We start from the raw sequence: 25,064 nt of genomic DNA, 5'->3' as shown, positions 1-25,064 counted from the left end.
CCTGCTGTTGAGGAAGAGGGGCCTGCCCATGAAAGCCTGGTTTCGGATTGATCTCTGGAAACGCGTAATGATCGGCCTTGCCATTGGCCTCACGATCGGCGCGGCGGTCCGTTACGGCATGATCTCCTCCATGGGCACAGAGGACGGTATCGCGCAGTCGAGAGAAATCGCTGCGATCTTCAAGCCGCTGGGCGATCTCTTCCTCAATCTGATCCGCATGCTGGTCGTCCCGCTTATCTTCCTGACGCTTGTGTCCGGCGTGCTGGCGCTCGGCGACCCGAAGAAGCTTGGCAGCCTTGGTGGGCGTGCCATTGGCATCTACATGTTTACGACCTTGGTCGCAGTGACGCTTGGTCTACTCATGGGCACGATCTTCCAGCCGGGCGCTGGGTATGATCTTTCCTCCATTTCGCCAGAGCAGATTGCCCAGACGCAGGAGCGGCTTGAGGGCGGCGGCGCGCTTGAAACTGTCGGTGTCTACGAGTCGATCATGCGCACCATCCTCTCCATCGTTCCGACGAACATCGTCGCCTCGATGGCGGCGGGCGATGTGCTGCCGATCATCTTCTTTGCGATCATGTTCGGCATCGGCATCCTGATGGCGGGTGAGGCTGGACGGCCTGTCGCAAAGGTCTTCGATGCGGGCGCAGAAGCCATCCTGAAACTGACCCTGATTGTCATGGAAACGGCACCTTTCGGTGTTGCCGCGCTCATGGCGTGGGTGATGGCGGATCAGGGCTTCAGCGTGGTCTCTTCGCTCGCGCTGATGACGCTCGCGCTCTATATCGCCTGCGCCCTGCACATGCTTCTGACGCATGGTTTCCTGATCAAGGTCGTTGGCAAGCTGCCGCTGATCCCGTTCTTTCGCGGGATTACAGATGCGCAGCTGGTTGCTTTCTCCACCTCATCCTCCAGTGCGACCCTGCCGGTGACGTTGAGTGTCGCCGAGAAGAACCTCGGTGTCGGTAAACCTGTTGCCTCATCGGTGCTGCCGCTTGGGTCGACGATCAATATGGACGGGACCGCGCTCTACCAGGGCCTGATCGCGCTCTTTGCTGCGCAGGCGCTCGGGATCGATGTATCCATCGGCATGTACTTCACCGTGGCGGTGATGGCGACGCTGGTCTCGATCGGCACGGCTGGCATTCCATCGGTCAGCCTTTTCCTTGCAACGACGACGCTTGGCGTTGTCGGGGCGACGCCGGACCAGATGTTCGTCATTCTCGCGCCGCTCTTTGCCTTCGACCGCCTGCTCGACATGATGCGGACAGTGACCAACATTACAGGCGATCTTGCCGTCGCCACGCTGGTGGCAAAGTGGGAAGGCGAGCTCGATGAGGAGGTCTTCCGCGCCGAAGACAATACGACGGCTGAAATCGACCAGACGATGCTGAACTAGCGGGCCGACGTTTCGCCCTGGCACCCTGCAAGGACGCGGCGGGCGACCTCACCGATCAGCCGGGCATCAACCTCTCGCGAACTGCCAGCGCGCCACGCAATACCAATCTGACGACCGATTACCGGCGTTTCAAATGGCCGGATGGTGACATCTGCGCCCGCGGCGACACCTGCCTCGGCGGCGATCCTCGGCACGAGCGAGATGCCGAGCCCACCGGCGACCATCTGCACCAGGGTTGCGAGCGATGTAGCGCCAATATCGGAGCCTGACCGCGACGAATTCAGCGCACAGATCGAAACAGCATGGTCACGCAGGCAATGGCCGTCTTCGAGAAGGAGCAGGTCTTCACTGGCAAGATCTTCAGGGCGCAAATGCTCCGCCGTGGAAAGCTTGTGATCCGTCGGGCCGATAAAGAGGAACTCGTCCTCACCCAGTATTTCGGTTTCGATGCCTGGTGTCGGCCAGGGTAGGGCGATCAGCGCCGCATCCAGCTGGCGCTTGCGCAGCCCATCAAGCAGCCGGTCCGTCTGGTCTTCGCGCAGGTAGAGCTTCAGTTCTGGATGATCATCCCGCAGTGAGGCGAGGGTTCGCGGCAAGAGGTATGGCGCGAGCGTCGGGATCGCACCTAGGTGAAAGGGGCCACTCAATGGTGCGCCTGCCTGCTGGGCGGCGGTGACGAGGTCTGCCGCGCTCGAGATGATGACCCGCGCGCGCTCCACGGCTTCTTCCCCCGCCGGGGTCAGGCTCGCGCCTCGTGCCTCACGCTCGACGAGCTGGACGCCAAGCAAAGTCTCGACTTCCTTGATCGCCGACGACAGCGTCGGCTGGGTGACATTGCAGACTTCAGCTGCCCGCGAGAAGGAGCGCTCATCGGCGAGCGCACACAGGAACTGGAGTTGTCTCAGCGTCGGTAGCTGCATCTCTTTACACCTCAACCGGACTGAAATGGACAGGAAAACGCCTGCGCACAATCTCGTCTAACCTGCGCAATGCAATGTCCCCTGTAGTTTCGGATTGTCGATACAGAGTAGAGACATGGCCCACTTTCCACTGTACGATAGGGGTAGAAGATAACATGTTCAGTCCTAGGCGTTCTGGCCTGATTGTCCACGTCCAGCGACAAGTACTGAAGGCTTATTATGGAACTTGGTGCACCAGGTTTACATACAGCGACGCTCCGGCTCGAGCCGCTCGATGAGAGCCATCGCGCGGTGCTCAGTCGCAGCAATGCGGTCGAGCATATGTGGAGTTCGATGCCAGTCATTTCGACCGGCACGAACATCGATGCCTATTTCGACCACTCCCTGAAGATGGCGACGCTCGGCACGGGGCAGGTCATGGCGGCAATCCGCCAGGAAGATGATCGCCTTATAGGTCTGTCGGCCTTTCTCAATCCGAACAGGATGAACCGGCGTACGCGTATTGGATATAACTGGGTCGAGCCCGCCCTTCGCGGCAGCGCCGTTGTAGAGCATATTCACTATCTCATGCTGAAAAGGGCGTATCAGTGGCGCGCGCGGCGGGTTGCCTGGTGGCTGTCTCTGAAGAATGAGCGGGCGATAGCCGCGGTCGAGAAGGTAGGCGCAAAACGCGAAGGTGTCCTGCGCCAGCATACGCGGTTTGCAGACGGAAGCTGGGCAGATCTTGTCGTTCTCTCGCTCGTTGGCGACGAAATCCGCGACTCAATGGCAATGCTGGGCGAGCAGATCGAAAAGCGGCAGCAAATCTAGATTTTTCCACCCTGACTGTGGAGCGTGCTCGAACCGAAACCTCATACCCTGACAAGGCGTCTGAAGCGGTCTTGGCTTTCGCCGGAACATCTCTATCCAGTTCAATAAGCCGAATGCGGGAGAGTTGGATGGAGTTCTTGTTATCGGACAGCGAGCTTGACCCGGAGGCGTTCAACAAACGCGGCCTGGGCCTGCTTCCCGGTCATCTGGGCATCAAGATCATCGATATTGCGCGGACCCATGTCGTCGGCCAGTTCGATGTCGCTGATAGCCACAAGGCCCCGAATGGTTATCTTCATGCCGGGTCTGTCGTGACGCTTGCCGATACGCTTTGCGGTTATGGCACTGTCGCAAACCTTCCAGCCGGCGCAAGCGGTTTCACGACCGTTGAGCTGAAATCAAATTTCTTTTCGACCCTGCTTGAAGGAACGGTGACCTGCCGTGCGGAACCCGTCCATGCGGGAGGGACGACACAGGTCTGGGATGCGCGTGTCACCTCCGAAGCGGGAAAGCTCATGGCGCTATTCCGGTGCACCAATCTGGTATTGCGCAGCTAGCCATTTGGCGCACCGCCTGTGAAGCCTTGATATTCCGGCGTCTTCGTGCTTTAGGCACCGCAAATTCCGCGCAAAAGTGAGAAGCGCGCTTTTCCAGGGCTAAGAACCTGGCGAAGCCCCCGCCCGGCGATGTTTCGCTCAGCGGGGTCGCAACGCTTTGCGCTAAATCAATGAGCGCTTACCTGTGGGGTCACAGGCAAGCAGGGAGTAACGCGATGTTTGACGCGCTGACAGACCGCCTAGGCGGTATATTTGACGGACTTACGGGGCGCGGTGCGCTGTCCGAGAAGGACGTGTCCGCTGCGTTGCGCGAAATCCGCGTTGCTCTTCTGGAGGCTGACGTTGCGCTTCCGGTGGTCAAGGATTTCATCGCAAAGGTCAAAGAGCGCGCGGTTGGCGAGGAAGTCATCCGTTCGGTGAAGCCGGGCCAGCAGGTCATCAAAATTGTCCATGACGGCCTTGTCGATTTGCTCGGCGGCGAGGATGCCGAAACCCGCCTTCGCGTTGACAACCCACCGTCTGTCATCATGATGGCGGGCCTTCAGGGCTCTGGTAAGACGACAACGACCGCGAAGATCGCCAAGCGCCTTTCCGAACGCGACAAGAAGAAGGTCCTGCTCGCCTCGCTCGACGTTCGCCGCCCTGCGGCCATGGAGCAGCTTGCTGTTCTGGCAGACCAGCTCGGCGCGAATGTCACCTCGCTCCCGATCGTTCAGGGCCAGATGCCGGCAGAGATTGCCCGGCGCGCCCTTCAGGCGGCCAAGCTTGGCGGTCATGACGTTGTCTTCCTCGATACGGCAGGCCGGACCTCAATCGATGAGCAGATGATGGCTGAGGCGGCCGAGATCGCAAAGATCGCGCAGCCGAAGGAATCCCTGCTCGTTGCTGACGCCCTGACCGGTCAGGACGCCGTCGAAACGGCTCGCCGCTTCCATGAGCGCCTGCCGCTTACCGGTCTTGTGCTGACCCGTATGGACGGTGATGGCCGCGGCGGCGCCGCGCTTTCCATGCGCGCGGTCACTGGTCTTCCGATCAAATTCCTCGGTACGGGCGAAAAGCTCGATGGCCTCGATGCCTTCGATGCCAAGCGCGTGGCGGGCCGCATCCTCGGCCAGGGCGACATCGTCTCCCTCGTTGAGCGCGCCGGCGACCAGCTCGACCAGGAAAAGGCCGAGCGCATGGCCAAGCGGATGCGCAAGGGTGAGTTCGACCTCAACGACCTCGCCGAGCAGCTGAAGCAGATGCAGAAAATGGGCGGCCTTGGCGGCATCATGGGCATGCTGCCGGGTGCCAAGAAGGCCAAACAGGCGATGGCTGCGGCCAATGTCGACGACAATGTCATCAAGCGTCAGGAGGCGATCATCTCCTCCATGACGAAGAAAGAGCGCGAGAAGCCAGCGCTGCTAAACGCGTCGCGCCGCAAGCGGGTCGCTGCAGGTGCGGGCGTCGAAGTGTCGGACGTCAACAAGGTGCTGAAGATGCACCGCCAGATGGCCGACATGATGAAGAAGATGTCGAAGGGCGGCATGAAGGGCATGATGAACGCGCTTGGCGGCGCAGGCGTCAGCCCGAAAGACATCGCCAAGATGGGGCAGGGCGCAGGCATGCCGGGCGGTCTTCCCGGTCTCGGCGGCGGCCAGCTTCCTCCGGGCCTTGGCGGGGGTAAGAAGAAGTGACCTCCCCACTCGACGATCTCGAACGCCTGCGCGCCAGTATCGACAATATGGACGCGATCCTGCTGCACACGTTGGCAGAGCGCTTCAAGCTGACCCAGCAGGTCGGTGTGCTGAAGGCGCAGAACGACATGCCGCCAGCCGACAAGGCGCGCGAGGCGCGTCAGATCGAGCGGCTCCAGAGCCTCGCAGCTGAAAGCGGTCTCGACCCGGCCTTTGCCGAAAAATTCCTCAATTTCATCGTGGCCGAAGTCATTCGCCACCACGAGAAGATCCGGTCTTCGTCATGATGATGACCGCATCCTATCCGCAGACACCTGCACAGGCAGGTGTCCAAAGACCCCCTTTTTGCCGGGGTGCTGCATGTGATGTTGCACCATGGGTCCCTGCCTTCGTAGGGACTGGCGGAAAAGAGACACGCCCGTATTTTGCCTCTCACGAGCAAGGCGCAGGCGCAGCGGCTGCTGGCCAAGGCCAGCAAATAGTCGCGAGCACTATCCAGAAGACGCCATAAGATACTTAAGGAGATACACCATGGCTCTGAAAATTCGCCTTTCGCGCGGCGGTTCCAAAAAGCGCCCATTCTACCGGGTCGTTGTCGCTGACGCACGCGCCCCACGTGACGGCCGCTACATCGAGAAGCTGGGCACCTACAACCCACGTCTTCCGAAAGATTCGGAAGAACGCGTCAACATCGACGGTGAGAAAGCCGCTGAGTGGATCCGCAAGGGCGCACAGCCGACCGAGCGCGTCGCTCGCTTCCTGAGCCAGATCGAAGTCGACGGTAAGCCGATCGTCGAGTGGAAGCACGGCAACAACCCGAACAAGGGCGAGCCAGGCACCAAGGCAAAAGAGCGCCTTGAAGAAAAGGCCGAGAAAGAAGCTGCCCGCAAGGAAGCTGAAGAAGAAGCAAAGCGCGCGGCTGAAGAAGCCAAGAACGCACCTGCTGAAGAAGAAGCCCCTGCAGAAGCCGAAGCTGAAGACGCACCGGCCGAAGAAGCTTCTGAAGAAGAGACAACCAGCTAGTCTTCCAGACCAGCGAGTTATTCAGGCCGGGCAGAGATGCCCGGCCTTTTTTTTGGCGGTCCAAGTCAGTGGTTACTCGCCATCCCAAAGCATTGAATTTGCCGACAAGTCTTAACCGGACCTTTGAGACGGAGTGGTAAGGATCGAGGGCGCAGACGCCTTGGCAGGCGCTGTGCCATCGGATTGGTCAGCGACAGCTGCGTGGTCGCATGAGAAAATTTGACGGGGGAAAATATGGCTGCACAGGTCTTCTGCGAAGGTGCGTTTGCCGGTGAGAATGGTGCCAGGTTCGGCCGCGCAACGACGGTTCACCAACACAATGCCCACAAGCTGCAGCTATTTTCGGACGCCGGTCTGGAAGCCCTGCTGACCCGTTATCCTCGAGAGGATATTGGCGTCTACGCGATGGGCGATACGCCAGATACGTGGCGCCGTGGGCGACTTGGAGATCTCCCGGCAGGCGAGCTACTCTCCATGGTCAAGGAAGGGCGCGTCTGGCTGAATCTCAGGGCTGCCAATTCGAAGGATGGAGAGATTGGTCAATTGAGCCAGTCCATCCTGTCAGAAATGAAGACGGCCATGCGCGGTTTCCATCCGATCAAACCCGACCTTGGCCTGATCATCTCTTCGCCGAACGCGCGGGTATTTTACCATCTGGATGTGGCCCAGGTGATGCTCTTCCACGTGCGCGGACACAAGCGCATCTACGTCTATCCTCGAACGGAAAAGTATGTGCGCGCCGTAGATCTTGAAGGCGTCGTCACGCACGAGACCGAAGAAGAGATTCCGTACGCAGCAGAGTTTGATGCCGGAGCTTCGGTCGTCGACCTAGAGCCGGGTCAGATGGTGAGCTGGGAGCAGAATGCACCACATCGCGTCGAAAATGGCGACGATATGAACGTCTCCCTCTCGTTTGAATACATGACGCCGGTTGGGATCGCCCGAGCCAATACCATTTTTGCCAACGCCTGGTTGCGCAAGCGTTTCGGATATCAGGCGACACTCGAGCCACGGCCAAGCCTCTCATGGCCCGCGAAGGTCGCACTGGCGCGCGTGTTGAAAAAGATCGACCCCATCGACACGGACGCGCCTTCGGTTTTCCCGCACTGTTTTACTCTGAACAAGAGCGGGATAACCTTCGACTCTGGCGAGTACGCTATCTAAGCGGTCAAACCCCGGTTCGCGCTACATCTGCATCGTCCAGCCTTCAACGCCCATGGCGGCCTGACGGACGGCTTCGGACATGGTCGGGTGGGCGTGGCAGGTGCGGGCGACGTCTTCGGACGCGGCGCCAAACTCCATGGCGATGCAAATCTCGTGGATCATCTCACCAACGCCGACGCCCATCATGTGCGCGCCGAGAATGCGGTCGGTCTTCGCATCGGCGAGGATTTTCACGAAGCCGGTCGTCTCATGATTGGTGCGGGCGCGTGAATTGGCCTGGAAGGGGAATTTGCCCTTCTTGTACTCAATGCCTGCTTCCTTGAGCTGGGCTTCGGTCTTGCCGACCCAGGCGATCTCCGGATTGGTGTAGACGACGCTTGGGACGAGGTCGTAATCGACATGACCTGCCTTGCCAGCGATGAGCTCCGCGACGGCCGCGCCGTCATCTTCGGCCTTGTGGGCCAGCATCGGCCCGTGGATGCAATCTCCTATCGCCCAGACACCGTCAGAGACCTTGAAGTGGTCGGTCGTTTCGATAATGCCGCGTTTGTCGGTCTTGCCGCCCACAGCTTCGAGGCCGAGGCCTTCCGTGTAGGGACGACGACCGACAGCGACGATGATCGCATTGGCTTCGAGGGTTTCTTGCTCGCCGCCCGCGGCCGGTTCCATGAAGAGTTTCACCTGGTCGTCGACGCGCTCAACGCCGGTGACCTTCTGGCCGAGGCGGAACTCAAGGCCTTGCTTCTTGAAAACGCGCTGGGCTTCCTTGGCGATCTCATCGTCGGCGCCCGGCATGATGCGGTCGAGATATTCAACGACGGTGACGCTCGCCCCAAGGCGCGACCAGACAGAGCCAAGCTCCAGCCCGATGATGCCTGCGCCGATCACGATCAGTTTTTCCGGCACTTCTTTCAGCGCAATCGCGCCTTCATTGGTCACGACGCGCTCTTCATCGATCTCGATGTTCGGCAGGGACGATGGCACAGAGCCGGTCGCGATCACGATGTTCTTCGTGTTCAGCGTCTTCTGCTCGCCATCTTCGCCATCGACTTCGACGACGCCCGTTTCCTTGATGCGGCCAAAGCCTTTGACGTAGTCGACCTTGTTCTTCTTCATCAGGAATTCGACGCCCTGGGTCAGGCCATTCACAGCGTCGGTCTTCTGGCTCATCATCTGGTCAAGATCGAGCTCCAGGCCGGACATCTTGATGCCAAGGCCGGCAAAGTCATTCTTTGCAGCGGCGAAGAGTTCGGAGCCATGCAGAAGCGCCTTGGACGGGATACAGCCGACATTCAGGCAGGTCCCGCCAAGCACGCCGCGCTTGTCGATAATGGCGGTCTTCAGGCCGAGCTGGCCGCAACGGATCGCGCAATTGTAGCCGCCTGGGCCACCGCCGATAATCACTACGTCGTAAGTGTCTGACATGGGAATTTGCCTGTAAGTCTGAACAAGGTTTGCCTGCCCGCGAACCTAAGCACTGATGGGGCGAAATCAATGCGCCCTCAGCGCAAGGCTCACCTGCGCGGGCAGAAAAGCAGGACGCCGCAGATGACGAGCAGGAATGGGGCAAGAATGGCCTCATCTGCCCAGACGGTATAGTCGGCGCCAAGTCCAATCATTGCGCCTGTCATAAGGGCAAAGACGAGGGCGCCAGCTGAAAACACCCAGACGGCGCCGCGCACCGCGCCCAGCGCGAGCAGGCCGCCGATGATCAGCAGGGCGGTCGACAGGATACGCAGCAGGGAAACAGGCGGATTGAGCAGCTCGGTTGCGAGATCACTGCCAAGCGAGATCTGGCGCATGATGGGGGTGATGGTTTCCCAGAGCATCCAGGCTGAAACAGCCGCACCCGCGAAACCGGCAATCCGTCTGACCAGCATGATCTTCCTCCCCGAAGCCTGCCATCCTGCCTGCCACATAGCGGGCGGGCGGGCCAGCGCCAAGGGCGGTTGCCGACCATTTGGGTGGAAGACTAGAGGCGTCCCTGACGGGCGAGCATGCGGCGACCGTCGGCTGCGAACTGGGCGCGCTGTCGGGCAATTGCCGCTGGGACAGGGCCTCGGCGGCGAACCGGAGCGATGGGTTCAGATTGCTGTGAGGCGTTTCGCTGCGCCATGAGCTGCTTGAACTGTTCACGGGAAAGGTGCACGCCTTGCTGGCCGTTTTCGCCCTCGGCGGCGACGATGCGCGGGCCCTCGGGACGCTCGCCATCCAGCAGGAATACGGCAGCACCGAGCATCAGGAGAATGGCCGCGCCGCCCGCCAGAATGCCTTGCGGGCCACTTGGGTCCATCCACCATGGGCCGGAGAAATGCAGCATCAGCAGGCTCGGCGAAACCGCCGCGCAGCCCATTCCATACCACAGAAGGCTACCCTGACGGCGCGCCAGCGAAGCCGCCGATGCATAGAAGCAGAGCGACCCCAGGAAATAGGGCGCGCCATAGACAAAACCGAGCTCTCGCCAGTTCACGCTTTCCAGCCCCAGCGATGGGTCAGGATGAAAGAACATAACCAGCACCATCATGATGCTGGGCCACCTGATTGCCGTCAGACAGGCAAAGGCAAAAAAGATCGCTACGAGCGCGATCAGAAAGGAAATGAGGCGGCGTGACATGGCGTTCTGAATAACCCACACGCGATTGATGCTGCATGAATTTGGCGTTCGAATTGGCGACAGGTTCGAAAGCTTCTCTTCACAATTTTCGGCGCACACCTCGTCATGCTCGTGCGATGTCTCATATTGCCGGGCATGACTGAACAGACACGCTTTCCGCACAAGACCGTCTTCCTGCTGACAGCCACGGGCGCGATCCCGTTTATAGGTCTGGCAGTCGCCATGGCGCTTCTAGATGCGCCGACCAATTCGACCGCAGCGCTCTGGCTGCAGACCTATAGCGCAGTCATCCTGTCCTTCCTTGGCGGTATCAGATGGGGGCTTGCGCTTGCAGGCCGTGACCCGAAGCCCGGCTCATTCGGGCTGTCTGTCTGTCCATCCCTTGCGGGCTGGGCGATCCTTCCGCCAGCGATCATCCTGGCACCGGGGCCTGTCTGGTTTCTCGCCTATGCGGGGCTGTTCGCGCTGCAGTTGATCTGGGATCTGCGCTCAAGTGAGGTGCCGTCCAGCTTCAAGCCGTTGCGGCTGGTCGTCAGTCTTGTTGTCATCGCGTCGCTTGTGGCGGCCTGGGGCGTCCAGCGCTTCCTGTTCTAGGCAGGCTCCAGCTCGCCATAGGCGCGGGGGAAAGCCAGACCGGCGGCGACAAAACTTGTCGCGGCAAGGCCGAGCGAGACCAGGGCATTCCATCCGGCCATGGAGAGGCCAAGCATCCGCCACGGCGCGTCGGTACATGAGGCAATGGCGGTCCGATCATTCAAGCCATCAAGCGAAAGCGCCATGACATCGACCGCCTCGCCTGTGCAGCCGGATGGGGCTGGCCACCAGCTCCACTCGACACCAGCATGATAGGCGGCAACAACGGCCCCAGTGGTGAAGACCAGGCCGAGCATGACGTTGAAAGCAACGAGGAAGCGGCGATTGTTGCGGATATTCCAGAGGATGACCCCCGTCACCGCCATGGCCGCCGCTGCCCAGTAAACCTCGCGCTGTCGCAGACAGAGCTGGCATGGCAGCAGGAAAGCAAGGCGTTCGAATGCGTGCGCTGTGGCCAGCATTGTGAGAGAGATCACAAGTGCGATGACCGGCCAGCGCCAGGTGCGAAGGAGTGGGGAAAGAGCCGCGTCCATAGTCTGTGCCGTTCGCCAGAGGGGTCTTGTGCGAAATCCAGAATGGAGCCCTGTGCAAGCGCCCGCAATGCGACATCGCGCGCAGATGCAGTTGCGCGGGTTCTAGCCGCTGACCGTTCTGACGCCCAGTGCGACCAACGCAATGAGTGTCGCGATCCATGCCGTGCCAATGATCGAGCCCAGAATGACGAGAATGCCATCACGCGCCATCAGGCCGAAAGCGACGATGGCAACGCCAATGCCGGGCACCGTATTGGTCGACGGCAGCGGCACGAGGATGGATGCGCAGAAGAAAACCAGAAAGAATCCGATGACCCGCTCTCCAACCGGGGCCATCAGGAAAGTCAGGCGCGGACGAGCGATCTTTTCCAGCCAGCCAAACCATTTTCGACCGCCATTTGCCGTACGTGTCAGGCCCTTCTTGTCGATCTTCCGGCTCGCGAATTTCTCCGGCAGCCAGGGTTCGCGCCGACCCATCGCCATCTGCGCGGCCAGTACCATCATGGGCAGCGACACGATCTGTGGCACGCCATAGAGAAACGGAATGCAGCAGGGCAGGGCGAGGATGAAGAGCGCCGCTCCGAAGGCGCGCTCATGCAGCCGGTCAAAGATCTCACGAAGCGAAAATCCGTCTTCCGGCGCCTCTTGGGCCATCGACTCGATGGATTGCAGGAAAGTCCGGGGGGAAAGCTCGTGCGTCATAGCGCGGCTGTTAGCGCGCTTTTCTGCACTGGTCGAGATGATTGACGCCGCGAAGAGCTTGAGGCAGAGCGATCCACGCAATCCAGCCCGGCCCCGGTGGTGGAATTGGTAGACGCGACGGATTCAAAAGGCGTGTCTGCATAACTGCGACCTCGTAATCAGTTTTATGTAAAACCTCCGCTCGGCCCATGTGGCCAGGCTATTCGTTCCTCATGGATGCCTGCAAGGTCGCATCATTCACGCATCAATGGTACGATTTGACATTTTTAAGTGACACAGACCTGACCCTTAGCTCGCCATTGCGTCCATCACGGATGAGGAGCTTAACCACGAGCCGAGCAAGATCGACGAGAGGGGTGGCCGCGCCCAGCAGAAGCTCCTCCGCGAGAAGGAGCGTGGCTACGCCGCAGCGACCCCCGGAGGCAAGGCTCTGATGGCGAGCAGCATCCTATCGCTGGCCGACCTGCTTATGGAGTACGGGAACGTCCGCAAGAAGCCGCGAGAGCTTCTAAGCCGGAAACTTCGGCGGTCGTGTGAATGCGGACGCCGATCTTCTAAACGGCGAGGCTGTTCAACTTTCAAATACAGGCTGATCTGCACTGTCGGGGAAAACCAGAGCGATAGTCGAGCGAACATGAAGCGCGGTTGACAATAATGCAATGTCGCAACTAGTCCTAAGTAACATATTCGGCTGCGGATGGTCCGCAGCGATTTGAACTTTAGGGATTTGTATGACTGTAGATACTGGTAAGAAGTTTGAGGCGCTTCGCACTTTGGAGCGAGTGAACAACGAACTTCGAGTTTTTGAGCCAGATTTTCCTGCTAGCTACTTCGCAGTTTTTCTTTACGTTGCTCGAAAGGAGGCGCAGGAGGGCAACAACCCAAGCGCAACCGTGTCGGAGATTGCCGACAACACGGGGATTGGGCGACCTCAGATGTCTCGGATCGTCCTGTCCTTGTCCGACCGGCGCCTAGGAGGCTCCAAGCCGGGCACCAAGAGGCCTGCCGGATCGCGTAAGGCTTTAGGCCTATTCAAGCGGACCCCTGACGCTCACGATCTCCGTGTTGTCAGGGTCAGCCTGACCCAAAAGGGGCAAGCTCTTTCTACGCGCCTATTGGCTCATCTCGAGGTGCTCTCTGAGTGACACAGTCCCCTGCTTCGGCCGTCGCTACTCCAATGTCCAATTCGTTGCTCAATTGAGATCCACACAGTACTGCCTCATCTTCCAACTGACGCGCGTTACGCTATGGAAGGGGCCCTTCCGCCCATGATGACCATCTCGACGCTGTAGCAGCCTCTGTGAGCCATGGAGTAACTCAATGGCGCAGGATGCTGCCAAGGCTGCCTAGCACAGTGACAAGTTGCGGGAGAAGGAGCTTAAGGCCAACTTCGCCAACCAGATCGACAAGGCCCAGAGAAGCCCCGGAAGTGTCCGTAAGAGACGTAGGAAGGATGGCTTCACAATGAAGGTCTAATTTAAGACCCTACGTATCTGGAGAGGCCCCCGGTTAGCCCACTATAGGTAACTTTAAGTAACCCCATGCAGGGGCGGCGTATACGGTAGGTCCCTCCATGCTTCTCTACCCTTCCTTAAGTCTCCCACTGGGGACCGCCTTGGGTGAGGTATCATCACCGATGAATATACCTCCTTCTAATAGACCTACTTAAGGCAAGACCGTGCGGCAGTCTTTCTTGGACGTCTATTGGTTCGCTCTATCGGCGAACAACGTGCCGCATGTTGTCCGTTGAGAGGTTCCCACTCAGTGCCTTTGGCAAAAATGACGCAAAAATCTGAAGGCTTTTACCATAACCGAGGGACCGGCCATTTCCCCCGTAGGGTGGGGTAATAGCCTATGAGAAACGTGGCGATAGGCCTACTGTGTCACCGCTCGCGTCACGTATTGAAGGTTGTTGCCCGTCACCATTGGCCATTCAATCTAATTGCGGTGGATTGAGACTGCACTTCGCTTGCTTGTTGTCCACCTTGCACCGACTTCGGCGTGGCCATGAGCAGGCAGAACGCTTTTCTAACTCGACCCTCTGCCTTTTTGACCATCTCGGCTAACTAGGCAGCAGACTTGCCTTCTCTTGCTTCGCGAAGCGCCCGAGCAAACATAAGGGCGAACACCCGCTCTCTAGCCTCAGCATCTGTCAGGATGATGTTCTGCATCTCCTTCTCCCTCTGGAAAGCGCGTATGGCTCCTCTGAAGAAAGCCTGGTTGAATGCGCGCTCTGAGACGTCTGGAGGATTGTTCTTCAGCGTAGCGAGCATGTCCTCATCCAGCACTTCATTCTTCACAGCCTCAAACTTTAGGAAGTCAGTCTCCGTGAATTGGGTCCCATGCTTGTGATTGAAGGCTTGTATAATCTCCGTTAGCGACTTCGCTTCGGGGTCTGTGAAGGGTTTGGCGGCGAACTCGCTGATCGGCTGGAGCTTTTGCTGATCGCCTGGCAGAAGCGACGCTGATCCGAAAGCGCTTTCCTCTACCTTGAACGCCTGAAGCGACAGCATGTCATCGGTGACTTCAATGTCCTCAGGCTCCTCGCGGCTTGGCAACATCCGCGAAAGCCAGGCGGCGTAGCTATAGAGCTTCTCAAGATCAGAGTCGCTTAGGGAGACGACCTGGGCGAGGAAGGCGTAGAAGCGCTGATAGCTCTTTAAAAGCTGACGGAATTCTTCTTTGCGCGCGTCCTCTTCCTCCGCCTTGAAGCGGTCCACGGCGTTCGTCAGCAGGCGTTCGATCTCGATCCGGTCTTGCGATGTCAGCCGTCTGGCAAAGTATAGCTGTGAAAAGCGTTCAATCTCGGAAGCGTCGAGAATGCCGAAGCCCTTCAGACGCTCTTGTAACTCATAGATCTGATTGGGATCGGAGTTCGCTTCCAGACTGGTTGTCTCAAAGAAGGGGCTAAAGGCGGCCTGGATGTCTTCAATCGAGTTCTGGAAGTCCAGAATGAAGGTTTGCTCTTTGTTTGGAGCCGTCCTGTTCAGTCGTGAAAGCGTTTGTACGGCCTGCAGGTTTGCAAGCTTTCGGTCGACATACATCGCGCAGAGTTTGGGCTGGTCGAAACCTGTCTGATATTTCTCGGCAACGACAAGGACGTGATACCCCGCATCATCAAACTGGCGGGGCAGCTCAGTCTCCGCGAAACCATTGATCTCGGCTTCTGTGAATGTGGTGCCGTTCCATTCCAGCTCTCCAGAGAACGCCACGAGGACGCCCATAGGATAGCCTTGGCTCTCCACATAGTCGGAGATGGCCCGGTGATACCGCAAGGCAGCTTCCCGGCTGCTGGTCACGACCATGGCCTTCGCCTGGCCGTTCATCTCCTGCATCACATGGCGGCGGAAGTGCTCAACGATAACCTCGACCTTCTGCGCGATTGCGGTTGGGTGAAGTTGCGCGAAGCGAGCGACTTTGCGTTGAGCCTTGTTCGTTTTGAACTCAGGCTCCTCCTCCACCGCCTTCTCAAGCGCGTAGTAGGCTTTGTAGGTCATGTAGTTCTGGAGCACATCGAGAATGAATTTCTCCTCGATCGCCTGGCGCATGGAGTAGAGGTGGAACGGCTGAGGCGTACCGTCAGGCCCCGTAACCCCGAAACGCTCCAGTGTCACGTTTCGCGGCGTTGCAGTGAATGCGAAGTAGGAGATGTTGGGCTGCGGCCCCCGGCTCTTCTGGTAGTCCAAGATCACATCCTCAAGCGACCCATTGGTGCTATCTGTTTCGTCGCGGCGACTGAGAGCGTCTGCGAGCGCTTGCGCAGAGCGCCCTGACTGCGAGCCGTGGGCCTCGTCCACGATCACGGCGAAGCGGCGGTCATGCTGTCCTGAGACGACTTGAAGGTGCTCTGTGGAGAACTTCTGGATCGTCGTGATGATGATCCTCGCTCCGCGTTCAATCGCTTCGCGAAGCTGCTTTGACGTCCCATCGATCTTTCGGACGACGCCCGGCGTCTGTTCCAGATCCGAGACAGTGCGTTGAAGCTGGCGGTCCAGCACCAGGCGATCGGTCACAATGATCGCCGTGTGAAAGACAGGCTCATCATTCTCGGTGTGCAGGTTGACCGCCTGATGCGCAGTCCAGCCAATCGTATTAGACTTACCCGACCCTGCCGAGTGCTGGATCAGGTAGTTGTGGCCTGCGCCGTTCGCCTTCGCGTGCGCTATGAGTTTGAGGACGGCGTCTAGCTGCTGGAAGCGCGGAAAGATCATCACGCCGAGTTCGTTGAGATGAATGAAGCGCCCGATGATCGCCAACAGGACGTCCCGGCCAAAGACAGCTTTGCCTTCTGGTTGGTCGGCGTAGAGATACGCGATCGGAAATTCGCCTTCGATGTCGCGATTGCCAGCGCCATTCTTGCCTCGATTGAACGGCAGGAAAAACGTCTTCCCGTTGCGCAGGCGCGTCGTCATCGTGACGTACTCTTGGTCCACCGCAAAGTGAACCAGAGCGCCCCGCTTGAAGGTCAGCAGAGGCTCGCCGTTGGGCGAACGGTCCTGACGATACTGTTTCTCGGCGTGCTTGTGCGTCGTGCCTGTAAGCTTATTCTTAAGCTCCAGCGTGGCGACCGGCAGGCCGTTTACATAGAGGACAACGTCGATCCTGTTGCCGTTCTTCTGGCTATACTCGACCTCCTCGATCACCGAGAGGATGTTCGCCTGGTAGCGCTCCACGAGTTCAGGGTTCAGGGCGGACGCCGGCTCGAAGAAGCAAAGGCTAAACTTGATGCCGGGCACGAGCTTGATGCCATGCCGCAGCACTTCCAGCGTGCCTCTATCCTTCAGTGCGCGGGCCAATTGATCGAAGAGCGTCTGTTCGGCCTGGCCAGCATAATGATCAACCAGCTTCGCCCACTCATCGGCCTGAGTGGCCGTCAGAAACTCGAGAACGAGCTCTTTGTCGAGCGAGAGCCCTCGGTCATGGTCGTCCGGCGAACGCCGTCCGTAGCCTTGTGAGGCAATCAAGCGCTCCACGAGGTGCTGTTGAACGACTTTCTCCTTGTGGAGGTCTCTGTGGCTAAGCGCTGCTGACATCTACAATTGCCCCTGATCTCCATGCGGAGAAGTTAGCCCCTCAGGCCGTCTCCTGGTCTCGCTCAGCCGCACGCTTCTTGAACTGCATATAGTGAAAGCGCAGCGTCTGTTTGGCGGCCAGCTTCCCCGCAACCTTCCCCTCGAACTCTCTATAAGGAGAGTTGATAAGAGGTTTCGCAAGCACAACTTTGGATGTCTCCGGGTTGATGCTCCAAAGGAAAGCATCGAAAAGCGTGTGCAGATCGCGCCGCAGCAGCAAGCCATTCTCGACAACGTCAAATCGCGCGTCTCCCGTATGAGGCAGAATGTGAGCCGCTTCCAATGCTTCGCTTATGGCTAAGCCTGTGACACAGCAGCGGCCTTCATACGCAGCGAGAAGCGCCGTTCGAAAGGCGTGCTGGTGGGGTCGCGGTTTGCGCGTGCTTACTGCCCGCTCGGCTAGCTCTGAGAGAACATCACCTTTCGTTTGGGAGATAAGGCCGTCCCAGTCTGATAAATGCTTGGTGGCTGCCTCAGTGCGTCTTGATTGCTCGCCATCCCACGCGTCCAGACGGTTTCTGATTGCCGTAACGTCCTGCTCAGACATCTGATAGACACGGCGATGACGACTGGACCGCAGGTATTCAATCAGCGCTGACCCGGTGGTCTCCAGGAAACCGTCCTTGAAGCCTGCTGGTCTGGGCAAGAGCTGCACGTTGTTAAGAGTGACTGTTTGCTCGGCTGCTCGCCTTCCGACAGCTCCAACTTCAGCCGTCGCAATCAATCCACGCCCTGGTACGAGTTCATCATATTCATGCGTCCATATCCAAAGGCTGTCACCTGGTGCGATTTCAGACCCTTCTTGGAGGCCTTCACCGGTAAGCTCTCTTGGCGTCTCATCATGGAGGAGAACCTCGCCGCCTTCCCACTCAGTGGCGGAGGCGGGATGGCAGATATTGCCTGGACAGTGAAGTCGGCCATTCACTTTGAGAAGAAACGCTTTCTTTCTCGATGGCACCGAGCTGGAAGTGTCAAAGACAGCGTCCAGAATAGTCTGCGCTTCCTCAATTTCGCGAACGCCGAGCCGAACGAGATCATAGCCTTCAAAGCCATCGAAGTGCAGTAAATTGCTGTTTGCGCCCGCTCCTCTAACATCTGGGTTTCCTTCTGGGTCAGACCACTTTTCCCCATCCCAGCTCTTTGGGGTGAACTTCACTCCCTCAGGCAGAGAGCCGGGAACGTCGGACCTCCGAAGCCAGAAGTTCACCATAGTCTTCTGCTGTTCAAGGCCGATGGGACGCTGCGAGGTTACGTGCCGCCATGCGTCTAAACGTACTCGATTGCTATTGGCGCTCTTCGACGGGATCTCCACGCAGCCGTTCGATCTCATCCAATCATAGACGAATGTGACAAGCCGGTTGATGTCAGACATGGGACGTTCTGCCCGCGATAATATAGGTCATAGTCCAGCGACCGCCTTGCGAATGGTCTGGCGACTGGTGCTGTTTTCAAAGCTGGAAAGGACCTGACCTCGAAGGCTGCGTTCCCGCAAATCGATTTGCTCATTGTTGTAATTGTACGAGAACACATAACGCGAACCATCAATGACGACCCAACAAGTGCGCGCGATCCGACCCTCGCGTTCGTAGACTTCAACCTTATCACTCTTGAGGTCCAGCCGCTCCCTGACCTCTTCGGAAAGCGGCTGGATAACCCTATTCACATTGAGAGCGTGGTGGTTGGCCTCAGTGGTGACTTTTTCGATGAAAGCATCGATCTCGTTATCAGTTTTGAGTCTACGCGCCATTATGCTTCCGTCTCCTCTTGGATGGTCTCGAGGCGGCAGTCGGCCATGCCGGATCTGGCGTAGGTTTGAACGTCGATCTGACCCGTAACAGCGGCGGTGATCAGAGCAGAGCGGTATTCTTTGAGGCAGTTGATGGAGGTGTTCGTATGCTCCGACACAGCCAAGAACGTATCTTCTGCTTTCTGAAGGTGCTGCGCGATTTCTTCTTGCTCTTCGATGGGCGGCAGCACCACAGGCATTCGCTGTAACAGTCCCTGACTTAGCGAGGCACGTGTCACGATCATCATCTCTTTGGAGAAGAACGCGCGCAGTTGTTCGTTTCTGAATAGGAACTTCGAAAAGGAGGGCAGCAACTTGCTTTTTATCGGTCTGAAGCGGATCAAGAAGCCCGCGAACACAGCTTCAGGAATGTCTTCAGTGCACACGCTAGAGAAACCGATTTCGTCAATGGTCTCCGAGGTTCGAGTGAACAGAACGTCACCTGCTTTCAGGGTGTAGCGCGCTCTATCTTCGGCGGATGATTGGACAAGTCCCGCCACATTCAGAGGAAGTTCTGGGTTCCGATACACATCGCCGTAACTGACGAAAGGAAAACCGCTACCGAAGGCGTCTCCACCAATATTGATGCCGTTCGCGCTTCGTCCGATGTGACCCAGTTTGGTAACGCGCCAGTGCTTGGGTATTTCTCCGATCCATGAAACGCCTGAGTGGATCTTTGGCGCACCAGGGTTCAAACCATTCGCAAGCTTGAACGTCACGGTTGCCGCCCATTTCTGAGCTAGAACTTCTAGAAAACGCCGCTTCTTCTCAATCAGCAGGTCTATTCTTGCGGTCTCACGGTCCAGAAAGTCGGCAATCTGGCGTTGGGTGTCGAGGTCGGGGACACGCAAGCGGATGTTCTTCATGTCGCCATAACGGGTCGTCCAGAGATCAGCCACAATGCCATGGCCCCAACGGTAGAACTCTTCTTGGAAAGCCCGAGAGCGGAGAAGATGATGGGCAAAGCGTGGATCAATGTTGCGGGGTTCAAGCACGATACTGATCAGCGAGACTGAGCCTTCATGATCCGAGATGCCACCCGACCCTTTTCGGTCAGACCGGCTGTTGATTACATAGTCTCCGACGCGAACCAGCTTTCTGTTGTCGCCGTCGTCAGTCTTTGCGGCAGTTTCGAGTTGTGGAACGATGCCGCCCATTGTGACGGAAAGAGGCGGGAAGTCCTTGTCGCTGCCTTTTTCCTTTCGTTCGCGGAAGAGTTGTCCAAGGCGATAGAGTTTCCAGTCTGGCCGACTGGCGAGTGTCATGATGTCGGTCAATCCACCACCTCTTGTAGCAGCCCCGCAATCTCGGCCTCCAGCGCTTTCAACTCCGTATCGATCTCAGTAAGGGGACGAGGTGGCACGTACTTGTAAAAGTAGCGATTAAAGCTGATCTCATAGCCGACCCTCCCGACTTCACCGTCCTGCGCGTCCGTATAGCCTTCATCAACCCAGGCATCCGCAACGAAGGGTGTTACTTCGCGGGCGATGTAGTCCTGCCAGCGCTCGCCTGGCGGCACCAACTCGTGATCTCTAAGTGACGTATCAGCTTCCGGCTGGCCTTTGGCGTCCATGCAAATTTCAGCGCTTTCATCCTGCTCACCTAGGGCTGACCCGATGGCTTTCTTGATCGGCGCTTTGAGGGAAAGTTTCTCCGCTTTGGCGAGAGTGTCCAGATCGTCGAGAAACCGCTCACGGTCCATCCAGGACTTGCCAGCGGGCCACTTCCCGAGCGCCACCAAGATCGCCTCCTGATCAGCGCCATTCAGCTTTGCGAAGGCTTTTTCTTCTTTCAGCGTTTCAAGGCGCTCCTCTGTCACTTCGAAGCGAAGGCGCAGGGGGCGCTCAACGCGCACTTCTCGATAGCCAAACTCGGTCGTTGCGAAGACCTTCGAGACGTTCGGGTCCGCATGCTCAAAGTCTGCATAGATCTGCAAGATCTCGTTGCGCGCGGCCTCAGGGATCTCCCGGCGCTTTGAGCCGAGGGACTTGCGCATGGAGGACCAGAAGCGCTCACCGCTCGCGTCGATCAGCTGGGCCTTGCCCCGGCGCGCTGGTTCCTTGCGATTAGTGAGGATCCACACATAGGTCTGGATGCCTGTATTGTAGAAGAGGTCTGTCGGCAGCGCGATGATTGCCTCAACCCAGTCATTCTCCAGCATCCACCGGCGGATCTCGCTTTCACCCGACCCGGCACCGCCGGTAAATAGCGGTGAGCCATTCATGACGATACCGATGCGAGAGCCTGCACTGTCATGGCGCATCTTCGAGATCATATGCTGCAGGAAGAGAAGCTGTCCGTCTGATACACGGGGCAGTCCAGCGCCGAAACGTCCATCGACGCCAAGCTCGCCTGCTTCTTCGACGATCGGATCCTTGTACTTCTTCCAGTCCACGCCATAGGGCGGATTGCTGAGCATGTAGTGAAAGCGTTTGCCCTTATGGGCGTCTTCGGTGAGCGTGTTGCCAAAAGCGATCTGCTCGGGGTCGTGGCCTGTCACGAGCATGTCAGACCGACAAACCGCGAAAGACTGCGGGTTCAGTTCCTGTCCGAAGAGTTCGACGCGTATGTCGCTGTTGAGATTGGCGAGCGCTTCCTCGGCCAGCGCCAGCATGCCACCTGTCCCCGCCGCTGGGTCATAGACTTGCCGGATGATGCCGCGCCCAACCAGGCTGTCAGCGTCGTGAGCCACCAGTAGATCGACGATCAGGCGAATGACTTCGCGCGGCGTGAAGTGCTCCCCAGCCGTCTCATTGGAGATTTCCGAGAAGCGCCGGATCAGCTCCTCGAAGAGATAGCCCATCTCGACATTGCTGACTTCGCTCTTGTGAAGATCGATCTGAACGAAACGCTCAAAGACAGGCCAGAGGATCTTGCCGTCGCGAAGGCGTTTGAGATGATCGATGAAGAGAAACTTCTCGATGAAGATGTCCCGGACGTTGGATGAGAAGCTCGTGATATACTTGATCAGGTTGTCGTAGAGCTGTCCCGGCTCCTGGTTGCGCATCTTGTCGAGTGTCAGCGCCGAGAGGTTGTAGACCTTGATACCATCGCCCACGGCATCGAAGAGCATCATGTCACGGGTGAGGTCATCCACGCCATCCGGCAGCGCATCGCTCGCTTCCAGGACATTAGCTTTGGAAGCTTCCAGGATACAGTCGAGACGCCGCAGCACGATGAAGGGCAGGATGACGTTGCCATACTCGGATTGCTTGAAGTCGCCCCTGAGTATCTCTGCGATCGACCAGGCGAAGGACGAAAGTGATTTGACGTTCTCAGACGCTTGCATGATTAGCTTGCCCTCCCGAAGCAATTACAGGTTCAAGTGGATGCCGCAGTCTGGTGAGCGATACAAGGGTGCCTTGATTGCATCAGCAAGAATGCCCTGCATGGCGGTCCAAAGTACTTCCGAGGGCTGTCTTCGGGACCAGCTTTAGCGTTAACGTTTCTATAAGCGAACCAGTTGTGGTTGTGATGAAGCCGTCGCGTGACACGTGCCAAACCTCGTGTCATATAGCCCACCGTTGTGACACGCAGCCGTGGTGGAATTGGTAGACACGCGGGACTCAAAATCCTGTTTTCGTTGAGAAAGTGAGAGTTCGAGTCTCTCCGGCTGCACCATTAAGAACGCCTTCAAAATCCGTTTCTGGCAACAGAGTGCCGGTTCAAGTCCGGCCCGGGGCACCAGTCGCAGCCGGTCGCGTCAGCGATCAATCGATCCAGTGGATCGATTTAAGGCGAAGAATGCGGCGGTAGCCGCCGATCCGGCTGACTTGTATACGAAATGAATGCCCCGGCAGGGGCTTGTCTGATTGGCTCCGTATCGGCGCTGCGCGCCTCACATGAGCCGGGCTCCTGGCTGCGAGGCCAGCCCCAACACGGCGTCAGAGGCTGCGACCTCAGTTCCCATTTCCTCACGCGCTGCATGGCCTAGCTCTCATCCAAGTCAGAAGGGAGCCGCACATGTCAGCTGTCATCATTGGAGCCACCGGCGGTATCGGCCGCGCGCTGGTTGAAGAGCTGCATGCGCGTGGCGGGTTTAACAATATCCACGCCTTGTCACGTTCTGGCGGCGGTGAGTGGCCGAAAGGCGTGACGCCTGGCAAGATCGATATTGTGAATGAAGAGAGTATCGAAGCGGCCGCTACGCGTGTGAAAGAGGATGGGCCGGTCGAGCTTTGTATCATCGCGGCAGGCATCCTCTCTGATGGTGAGACGCTGCAGCCGGAGAAGAGCTGGCGCCATCAGTCGATGGACGCGTATGAACGCGTCTTTCGCCTCAACACGTTTGGTCCGGGTCTTGTTGCAAAGCACTTCCTGCCCTTGATGCCGCGCGGCGAGCGGGCTGTCTTTGCGGCGTTGTCGGCGCGGGTCGGGTCTATTGGCGACAATGGCTTTGGCGGCTGGCATGCGTACCGCGCCTCGAAAGCTGCGCTCAACATGCTGATCCGCAACTTCGCCATTGAGTGGACTCGCAAGTCAGAGGAAAGCATTTGCGTCGGCCTTCACCCGGGCACGGTGGACACCGGACTTTCAAAGCCGTTTCAGGGAAATGTGCCCGACGAAAAACTGTTCACCCCGCAACAGTCTGCAGATTACTTGCTCGATGTGATCGAGAAGCTTACCCCCTCCGATACCGGAAAGGTTCTTGACTGGCAGGGAGAGACCATCGAGCCCTAAAAGGGCCGTCAATCACTATTGGATTGGCGTATTCTCCAGAACGGAGCGCGCATCATAGGCCTGCGGCGTATCCGGGCGCGGCCCTCGGCCGACAAGTATCTCAATGCTTTCGGTTGTTCTGGCGCTTGAGCCACCGAGCGGTACGCCGATCCCAACACCCACACCGACGCCGGAGCCATAGCGGCCAGATGAACTACTGCCGCCAATGGAAAGTGATGAGCGTGAGCGACTACTCTCGTCAGTATCGATATAGCCGCCGACAATGCGGAACCAGTCGGCATTGTTCTCCAGCGTCACTTCGGCTGCGCGGCGCAGCACATAGCTGCGCGCGTCTTGAGGCGATAGGGCCGTGTAACTGACGCGGTAACGGTCCGACTCAATCGGCTGGACGGTGAAGCCTTGAGCGCTGGCTGATGTGGCTGGCCCATAAGGCTGCGCCGTGGTGCACGCACCGAGAAAGAACGCAGCGATACCGGCTGCAAGATAGGTCTTTTTCATGTGAGGTCCTGCCTTTCACGGGGCCAGTCTAGCGTGGCCCCCTGACAGAATGAACGCCCCGGAGCCGGAAAGTTCCCCGATGCGTACTGCGCCTTCAGTTCTTCGGCTTGCCCGAAACGTTCCGACCGAAATTGACGTCGGATGTGTCTTGCCCAGCATCGATGATGGCCTTGCGGATGCCGCGCGCGCGCTCGAATTCCTTCATCAGTGTTTCGCCATCACCCCATCGGATAGCGCGCTGCAGGGCGGCGAGATCTTCGCTGAAGCGGCCCAGCGTTTCTAGCACGGCCTCGCGATTGTTCAGGAAGACGTCGCGCCACATGGTCGGGTCGGACGCAGCGATCCGCGTGAAATCGCGGAAGCCGCCGGCTGAATATTTCACCACGTCGCCTTCGCCGACGCTTTCCATGTCATAGGCGGTCGAGACGATATTGTAGGCAATCAGGTGGGGCAGGTGAGACGTAATGGCGAGGACGCGGTCATGGCGGCCTGCCTCCATGATCTCTACCTTTGAGCCGAGCATTTCCCAGAAGGCCGCCAGACGGTCGAGCGCGGAGTTGTAGGCTTCTTCCTGCTGGGGCAGGGGCGTCAGGATGTACCAGGCATCCCGGAAGAGCGTCGAGAAACCGGCTTCCGGGCCTGACTTTTCAGTGCCTGCGATCGGGTGGCCGGGAATGAGGTGCACGCCTTCAGGGCAATGCGCCTGCATGGCCGCGAGCGCCTTTTCCTTTACGGAACCAACATCACTCAAGATGGCGCCCGGCTTCATCGACGAGGCAAGCCCCTCGCAGGCGGCCTCGATTGCGCCAACCGGAACGCAAAGAATGACGCAGTCCGCGTCAGCGCACGCAATGGCTGCCGTTTCGCAGACCTCACCCAGACCAAGCTGTCCTGCGCGGCGACGCACGTCTTCGTCAGCATCGTAGATCGCAATCTTGCCAGCCGCGCCATTTTCGCGGGCAGCGAGAGCGATCGAAGACCCGATCAGCCCGGCCCCGATAATGGCAATCCGGTCAAAAACGGGTTTGATCATCGC

22 protein-coding genes and 1 tRNA gene are annotated in these 25,064 nt (G+C 58.4%); 10 read left to right on the top strand and 13 right to left on the bottom strand.

Annotated features, from left to right (window positions below):
* The first annotated feature begins 28 nt into the window (after positions 1 to 28).
* Positions 29 to 1,399: a dicarboxylate/amino acid:cation symporter gene (locus tag O4G74_RS01160; protein WP_018149121.1), complete on the top strand. Its 1,371-nt coding sequence runs from the start codon at positions 29 to 31 to the stop codon at positions 1,397 to 1,399.
* Here O4G74_RS01160 and O4G74_RS01155 read toward each other — a convergent pair.
* Positions 1,396 to 2,319 carry a hydrogen peroxide-inducible genes activator gene (locus O4G74_RS01155; RefSeq protein WP_269400839.1) on the bottom strand — a complete coding sequence of 308 codons (924 nt, stop codon included), beginning with the start codon at positions 2,317 to 2,319 and terminating at the stop codon, positions 1,396 to 1,398. The genes O4G74_RS01160 and O4G74_RS01155 overlap by 4 nt on opposite strands.
* 219 nt (positions 2,320 to 2,538) lie before the next feature.
* Between O4G74_RS01155 and O4G74_RS01150 the strand changes: the two genes are divergently transcribed.
* From O4G74_RS01150 to O4G74_RS01125, 6 genes are all read left to right on the top strand, one after another.
* Complete coding sequence (locus tag O4G74_RS01150; RefSeq protein ID WP_269400838.1) at positions 2,539 to 3,129, top strand: GNAT family N-acetyltransferase; 591 nt, start codon at positions 2,539 to 2,541, stop codon at positions 3,127 to 3,129.
* Between the two features lie 128 nt (positions 3,130 to 3,257).
* Positions 3,258 to 3,686, top strand: a complete 429-nt coding sequence (locus O4G74_RS01145; protein ID WP_269400837.1) for a PaaI family thioesterase — start codon at positions 3,258 to 3,260, stop codon at positions 3,684 to 3,686.
* Positions 3,687 to 3,901: 215 nt separating this feature from the next.
* Positions 3,902 to 5,362 carry a signal recognition particle protein gene (ffh, locus tag O4G74_RS01140; protein WP_269400836.1) on the top strand — a complete coding sequence of 487 codons (1,461 nt, stop codon included), beginning with the start codon at positions 3,902 to 3,904 and terminating at the stop codon, positions 5,360 to 5,362.
* Positions 5,359 to 5,649, top strand: a complete 291-nt coding sequence (locus O4G74_RS01135; RefSeq protein WP_119379629.1) for a chorismate mutase — start codon at positions 5,359 to 5,361, stop codon at positions 5,647 to 5,649. Before ffh ends, O4G74_RS01135 begins: the two co-directional genes overlap by 4 nt.
* Positions 5,650 to 5,893: 244 nt before the next feature.
* Entirely contained in the window at positions 5,894 to 6,385 is a 492-nt protein-coding gene (gene rpsP, locus O4G74_RS16410) for a 30S ribosomal protein S16 (RefSeq protein WP_419715344.1), read from the top strand.
* 234 nt (positions 6,386 to 6,619) lie between these two features.
* Entirely contained in the window at positions 6,620 to 7,549 is a 930-nt protein-coding gene (locus O4G74_RS01125; protein WP_269400835.1) for a hypothetical protein, read from the top strand.
* Between the two features lie 21 nt (positions 7,550 to 7,570).
* Here O4G74_RS01125 and lpdA read toward each other — a convergent pair whose 3' ends face one another.
* From lpdA to O4G74_RS01110, 3 genes are all read right to left on the bottom strand, one after another.
* On the bottom strand, positions 7,571 to 8,974 hold the full coding sequence (gene lpdA / locus O4G74_RS01120) for a dihydrolipoyl dehydrogenase (protein ID WP_269400834.1): 1,404 nt from the start codon (positions 8,972 to 8,974) through the stop codon (positions 7,571 to 7,573).
* Positions 8,975 to 9,063: 89 nt separating this feature from the next.
* Positions 9,064 to 9,429 carry a hypothetical protein gene (locus tag O4G74_RS01115; RefSeq protein ID WP_269400833.1) on the bottom strand — a complete coding sequence of 122 codons (366 nt, stop codon included), beginning with the start codon at positions 9,427 to 9,429 and terminating at the stop codon, positions 9,064 to 9,066.
* Between the two features lie 92 nt (positions 9,430 to 9,521).
* Positions 9,522 to 10,163: a hypothetical protein gene (locus O4G74_RS01110; RefSeq protein WP_269400832.1), complete on the bottom strand. Its 642-nt coding sequence runs from the start codon at positions 10,161 to 10,163 to the stop codon at positions 9,522 to 9,524.
* Between the two features lie 135 nt (positions 10,164 to 10,298).
* Here O4G74_RS01110 and O4G74_RS01105 point away from each other — a divergent pair, with 135 nt between their 5' ends.
* Entirely contained in the window at positions 10,299 to 10,757 is a 459-nt protein-coding gene (locus O4G74_RS01105) for a DUF3429 domain-containing protein (RefSeq protein ID WP_269400831.1), read from the top strand.
* On the opposite strand, the gene O4G74_RS01100 is transcribed toward O4G74_RS01105, so the two are convergent.
* The 7 genes from O4G74_RS01100 to O4G74_RS01070 all read right to left on the bottom strand — a co-directional run bounded on the left by O4G74_RS01100 (position 10,754) and on the right by O4G74_RS01070 (position 22,139).
* Positions 10,754 to 11,290 (bottom strand): disulfide bond formation protein B, encoded by a 537-nt coding sequence (locus O4G74_RS01100; RefSeq protein WP_269400830.1) that lies wholly within the window; start codon positions 11,288 to 11,290, stop codon positions 10,754 to 10,756. The two genes, O4G74_RS01105 and O4G74_RS01100, sit on opposite strands and share 4 nt — an antisense overlap.
* A gap of 102 nt (positions 11,291 to 11,392) precedes the next feature.
* On the bottom strand, positions 11,393 to 11,992 hold the full coding sequence (locus O4G74_RS01095) for an exopolysaccharide biosynthesis protein (protein ID WP_269400829.1): 600 nt from the start codon (positions 11,990 to 11,992) through the stop codon (positions 11,393 to 11,395).
* 2,066 nt (positions 11,993 to 14,058) lie between these two features.
* The gene (locus O4G74_RS01090) at positions 14,059 to 17,025 is read right to left on the bottom strand and encodes a type I restriction endonuclease subunit R (protein ID WP_269400828.1); all 2,967 of its coding nucleotides are present in this window, start codon (positions 17,023 to 17,025) and stop codon (positions 14,059 to 14,061) included.
* 40 nt (positions 17,026 to 17,065) lie between these two features.
* A complete protein-coding gene (locus tag O4G74_RS01085) occupies positions 17,066 to 18,436 on the bottom strand; it encodes an HNH endonuclease (RefSeq protein ID WP_269400827.1) in 1,371 nt (456 codons plus the stop codon).
* A 27-nt stretch (positions 18,437 to 18,463) separates the two neighbouring features.
* Complete coding sequence (locus tag O4G74_RS01080; RefSeq protein ID WP_269400826.1) at positions 18,464 to 18,811, bottom strand: hypothetical protein; 348 nt, start codon at positions 18,809 to 18,811, stop codon at positions 18,464 to 18,466.
* Complete coding sequence (locus tag O4G74_RS01075; protein ID WP_269400825.1) at positions 18,811 to 20,127, bottom strand: restriction endonuclease subunit S; 1,317 nt, start codon at positions 20,125 to 20,127, stop codon at positions 18,811 to 18,813. The genes O4G74_RS01080 and O4G74_RS01075 overlap by 1 nt, the downstream gene beginning before the upstream one ends.
* Positions 20,124 to 22,139, bottom strand: coding sequence for a type I restriction-modification system subunit M (locus O4G74_RS01070; RefSeq protein ID WP_269400824.1), 2,016 nt, complete (start codon positions 22,137 to 22,139; stop codon positions 20,124 to 20,126). The genes O4G74_RS01075 and O4G74_RS01070 overlap by 4 nt, the downstream gene beginning before the upstream one ends.
* Before the next feature lie 244 nt (positions 22,140 to 22,383).
* Here O4G74_RS01070 and O4G74_RS01065 point away from each other — a divergent pair.
* Positions 22,384 to 22,471: transfer RNA gene (locus O4G74_RS01065), tRNA-Leu, on the top strand.
* Between the two features lie 342 nt (positions 22,472 to 22,813).
* A complete protein-coding gene (locus tag O4G74_RS01060) occupies positions 22,814 to 23,530 on the top strand; it encodes an SDR family NAD(P)-dependent oxidoreductase (RefSeq protein ID WP_269400823.1) in 717 nt (238 codons plus the stop codon).
* A gap of 15 nt (positions 23,531 to 23,545) precedes the next feature.
* On the opposite strand, the gene O4G74_RS01055 is transcribed toward O4G74_RS01060, so the two are convergent.
* Entirely contained in the window at positions 23,546 to 24,028 is a 483-nt protein-coding gene (locus O4G74_RS01055) for a CC0125/CC1285 family lipoprotein (protein ID WP_269400822.1), read from the bottom strand.
* A 94-nt stretch (positions 24,029 to 24,122) separates the two neighbouring features.
* On the bottom strand, positions 24,123 to 25,061 hold the full coding sequence (locus tag O4G74_RS01050) for a prephenate/arogenate dehydrogenase family protein (protein ID WP_269400821.1): 939 nt from the start codon (positions 25,059 to 25,061) through the stop codon (positions 24,123 to 24,125).
* Positions 25,062 to 25,064 lie beyond the last annotated feature (3 nt).

The sequence above is a fragment of the Henriciella marina genome, assembly GCF_027213945.1.
GTDB classification, from domain to species: Bacteria; Pseudomonadota; Alphaproteobacteria; order Caulobacterales; family Hyphomonadaceae; genus Henriciella; species Henriciella marina_A.
The sequence above is the reverse complement of the archived record's forward strand: the minus strand, read 5'-3'. Positions and strand labels throughout refer to the sequence as shown.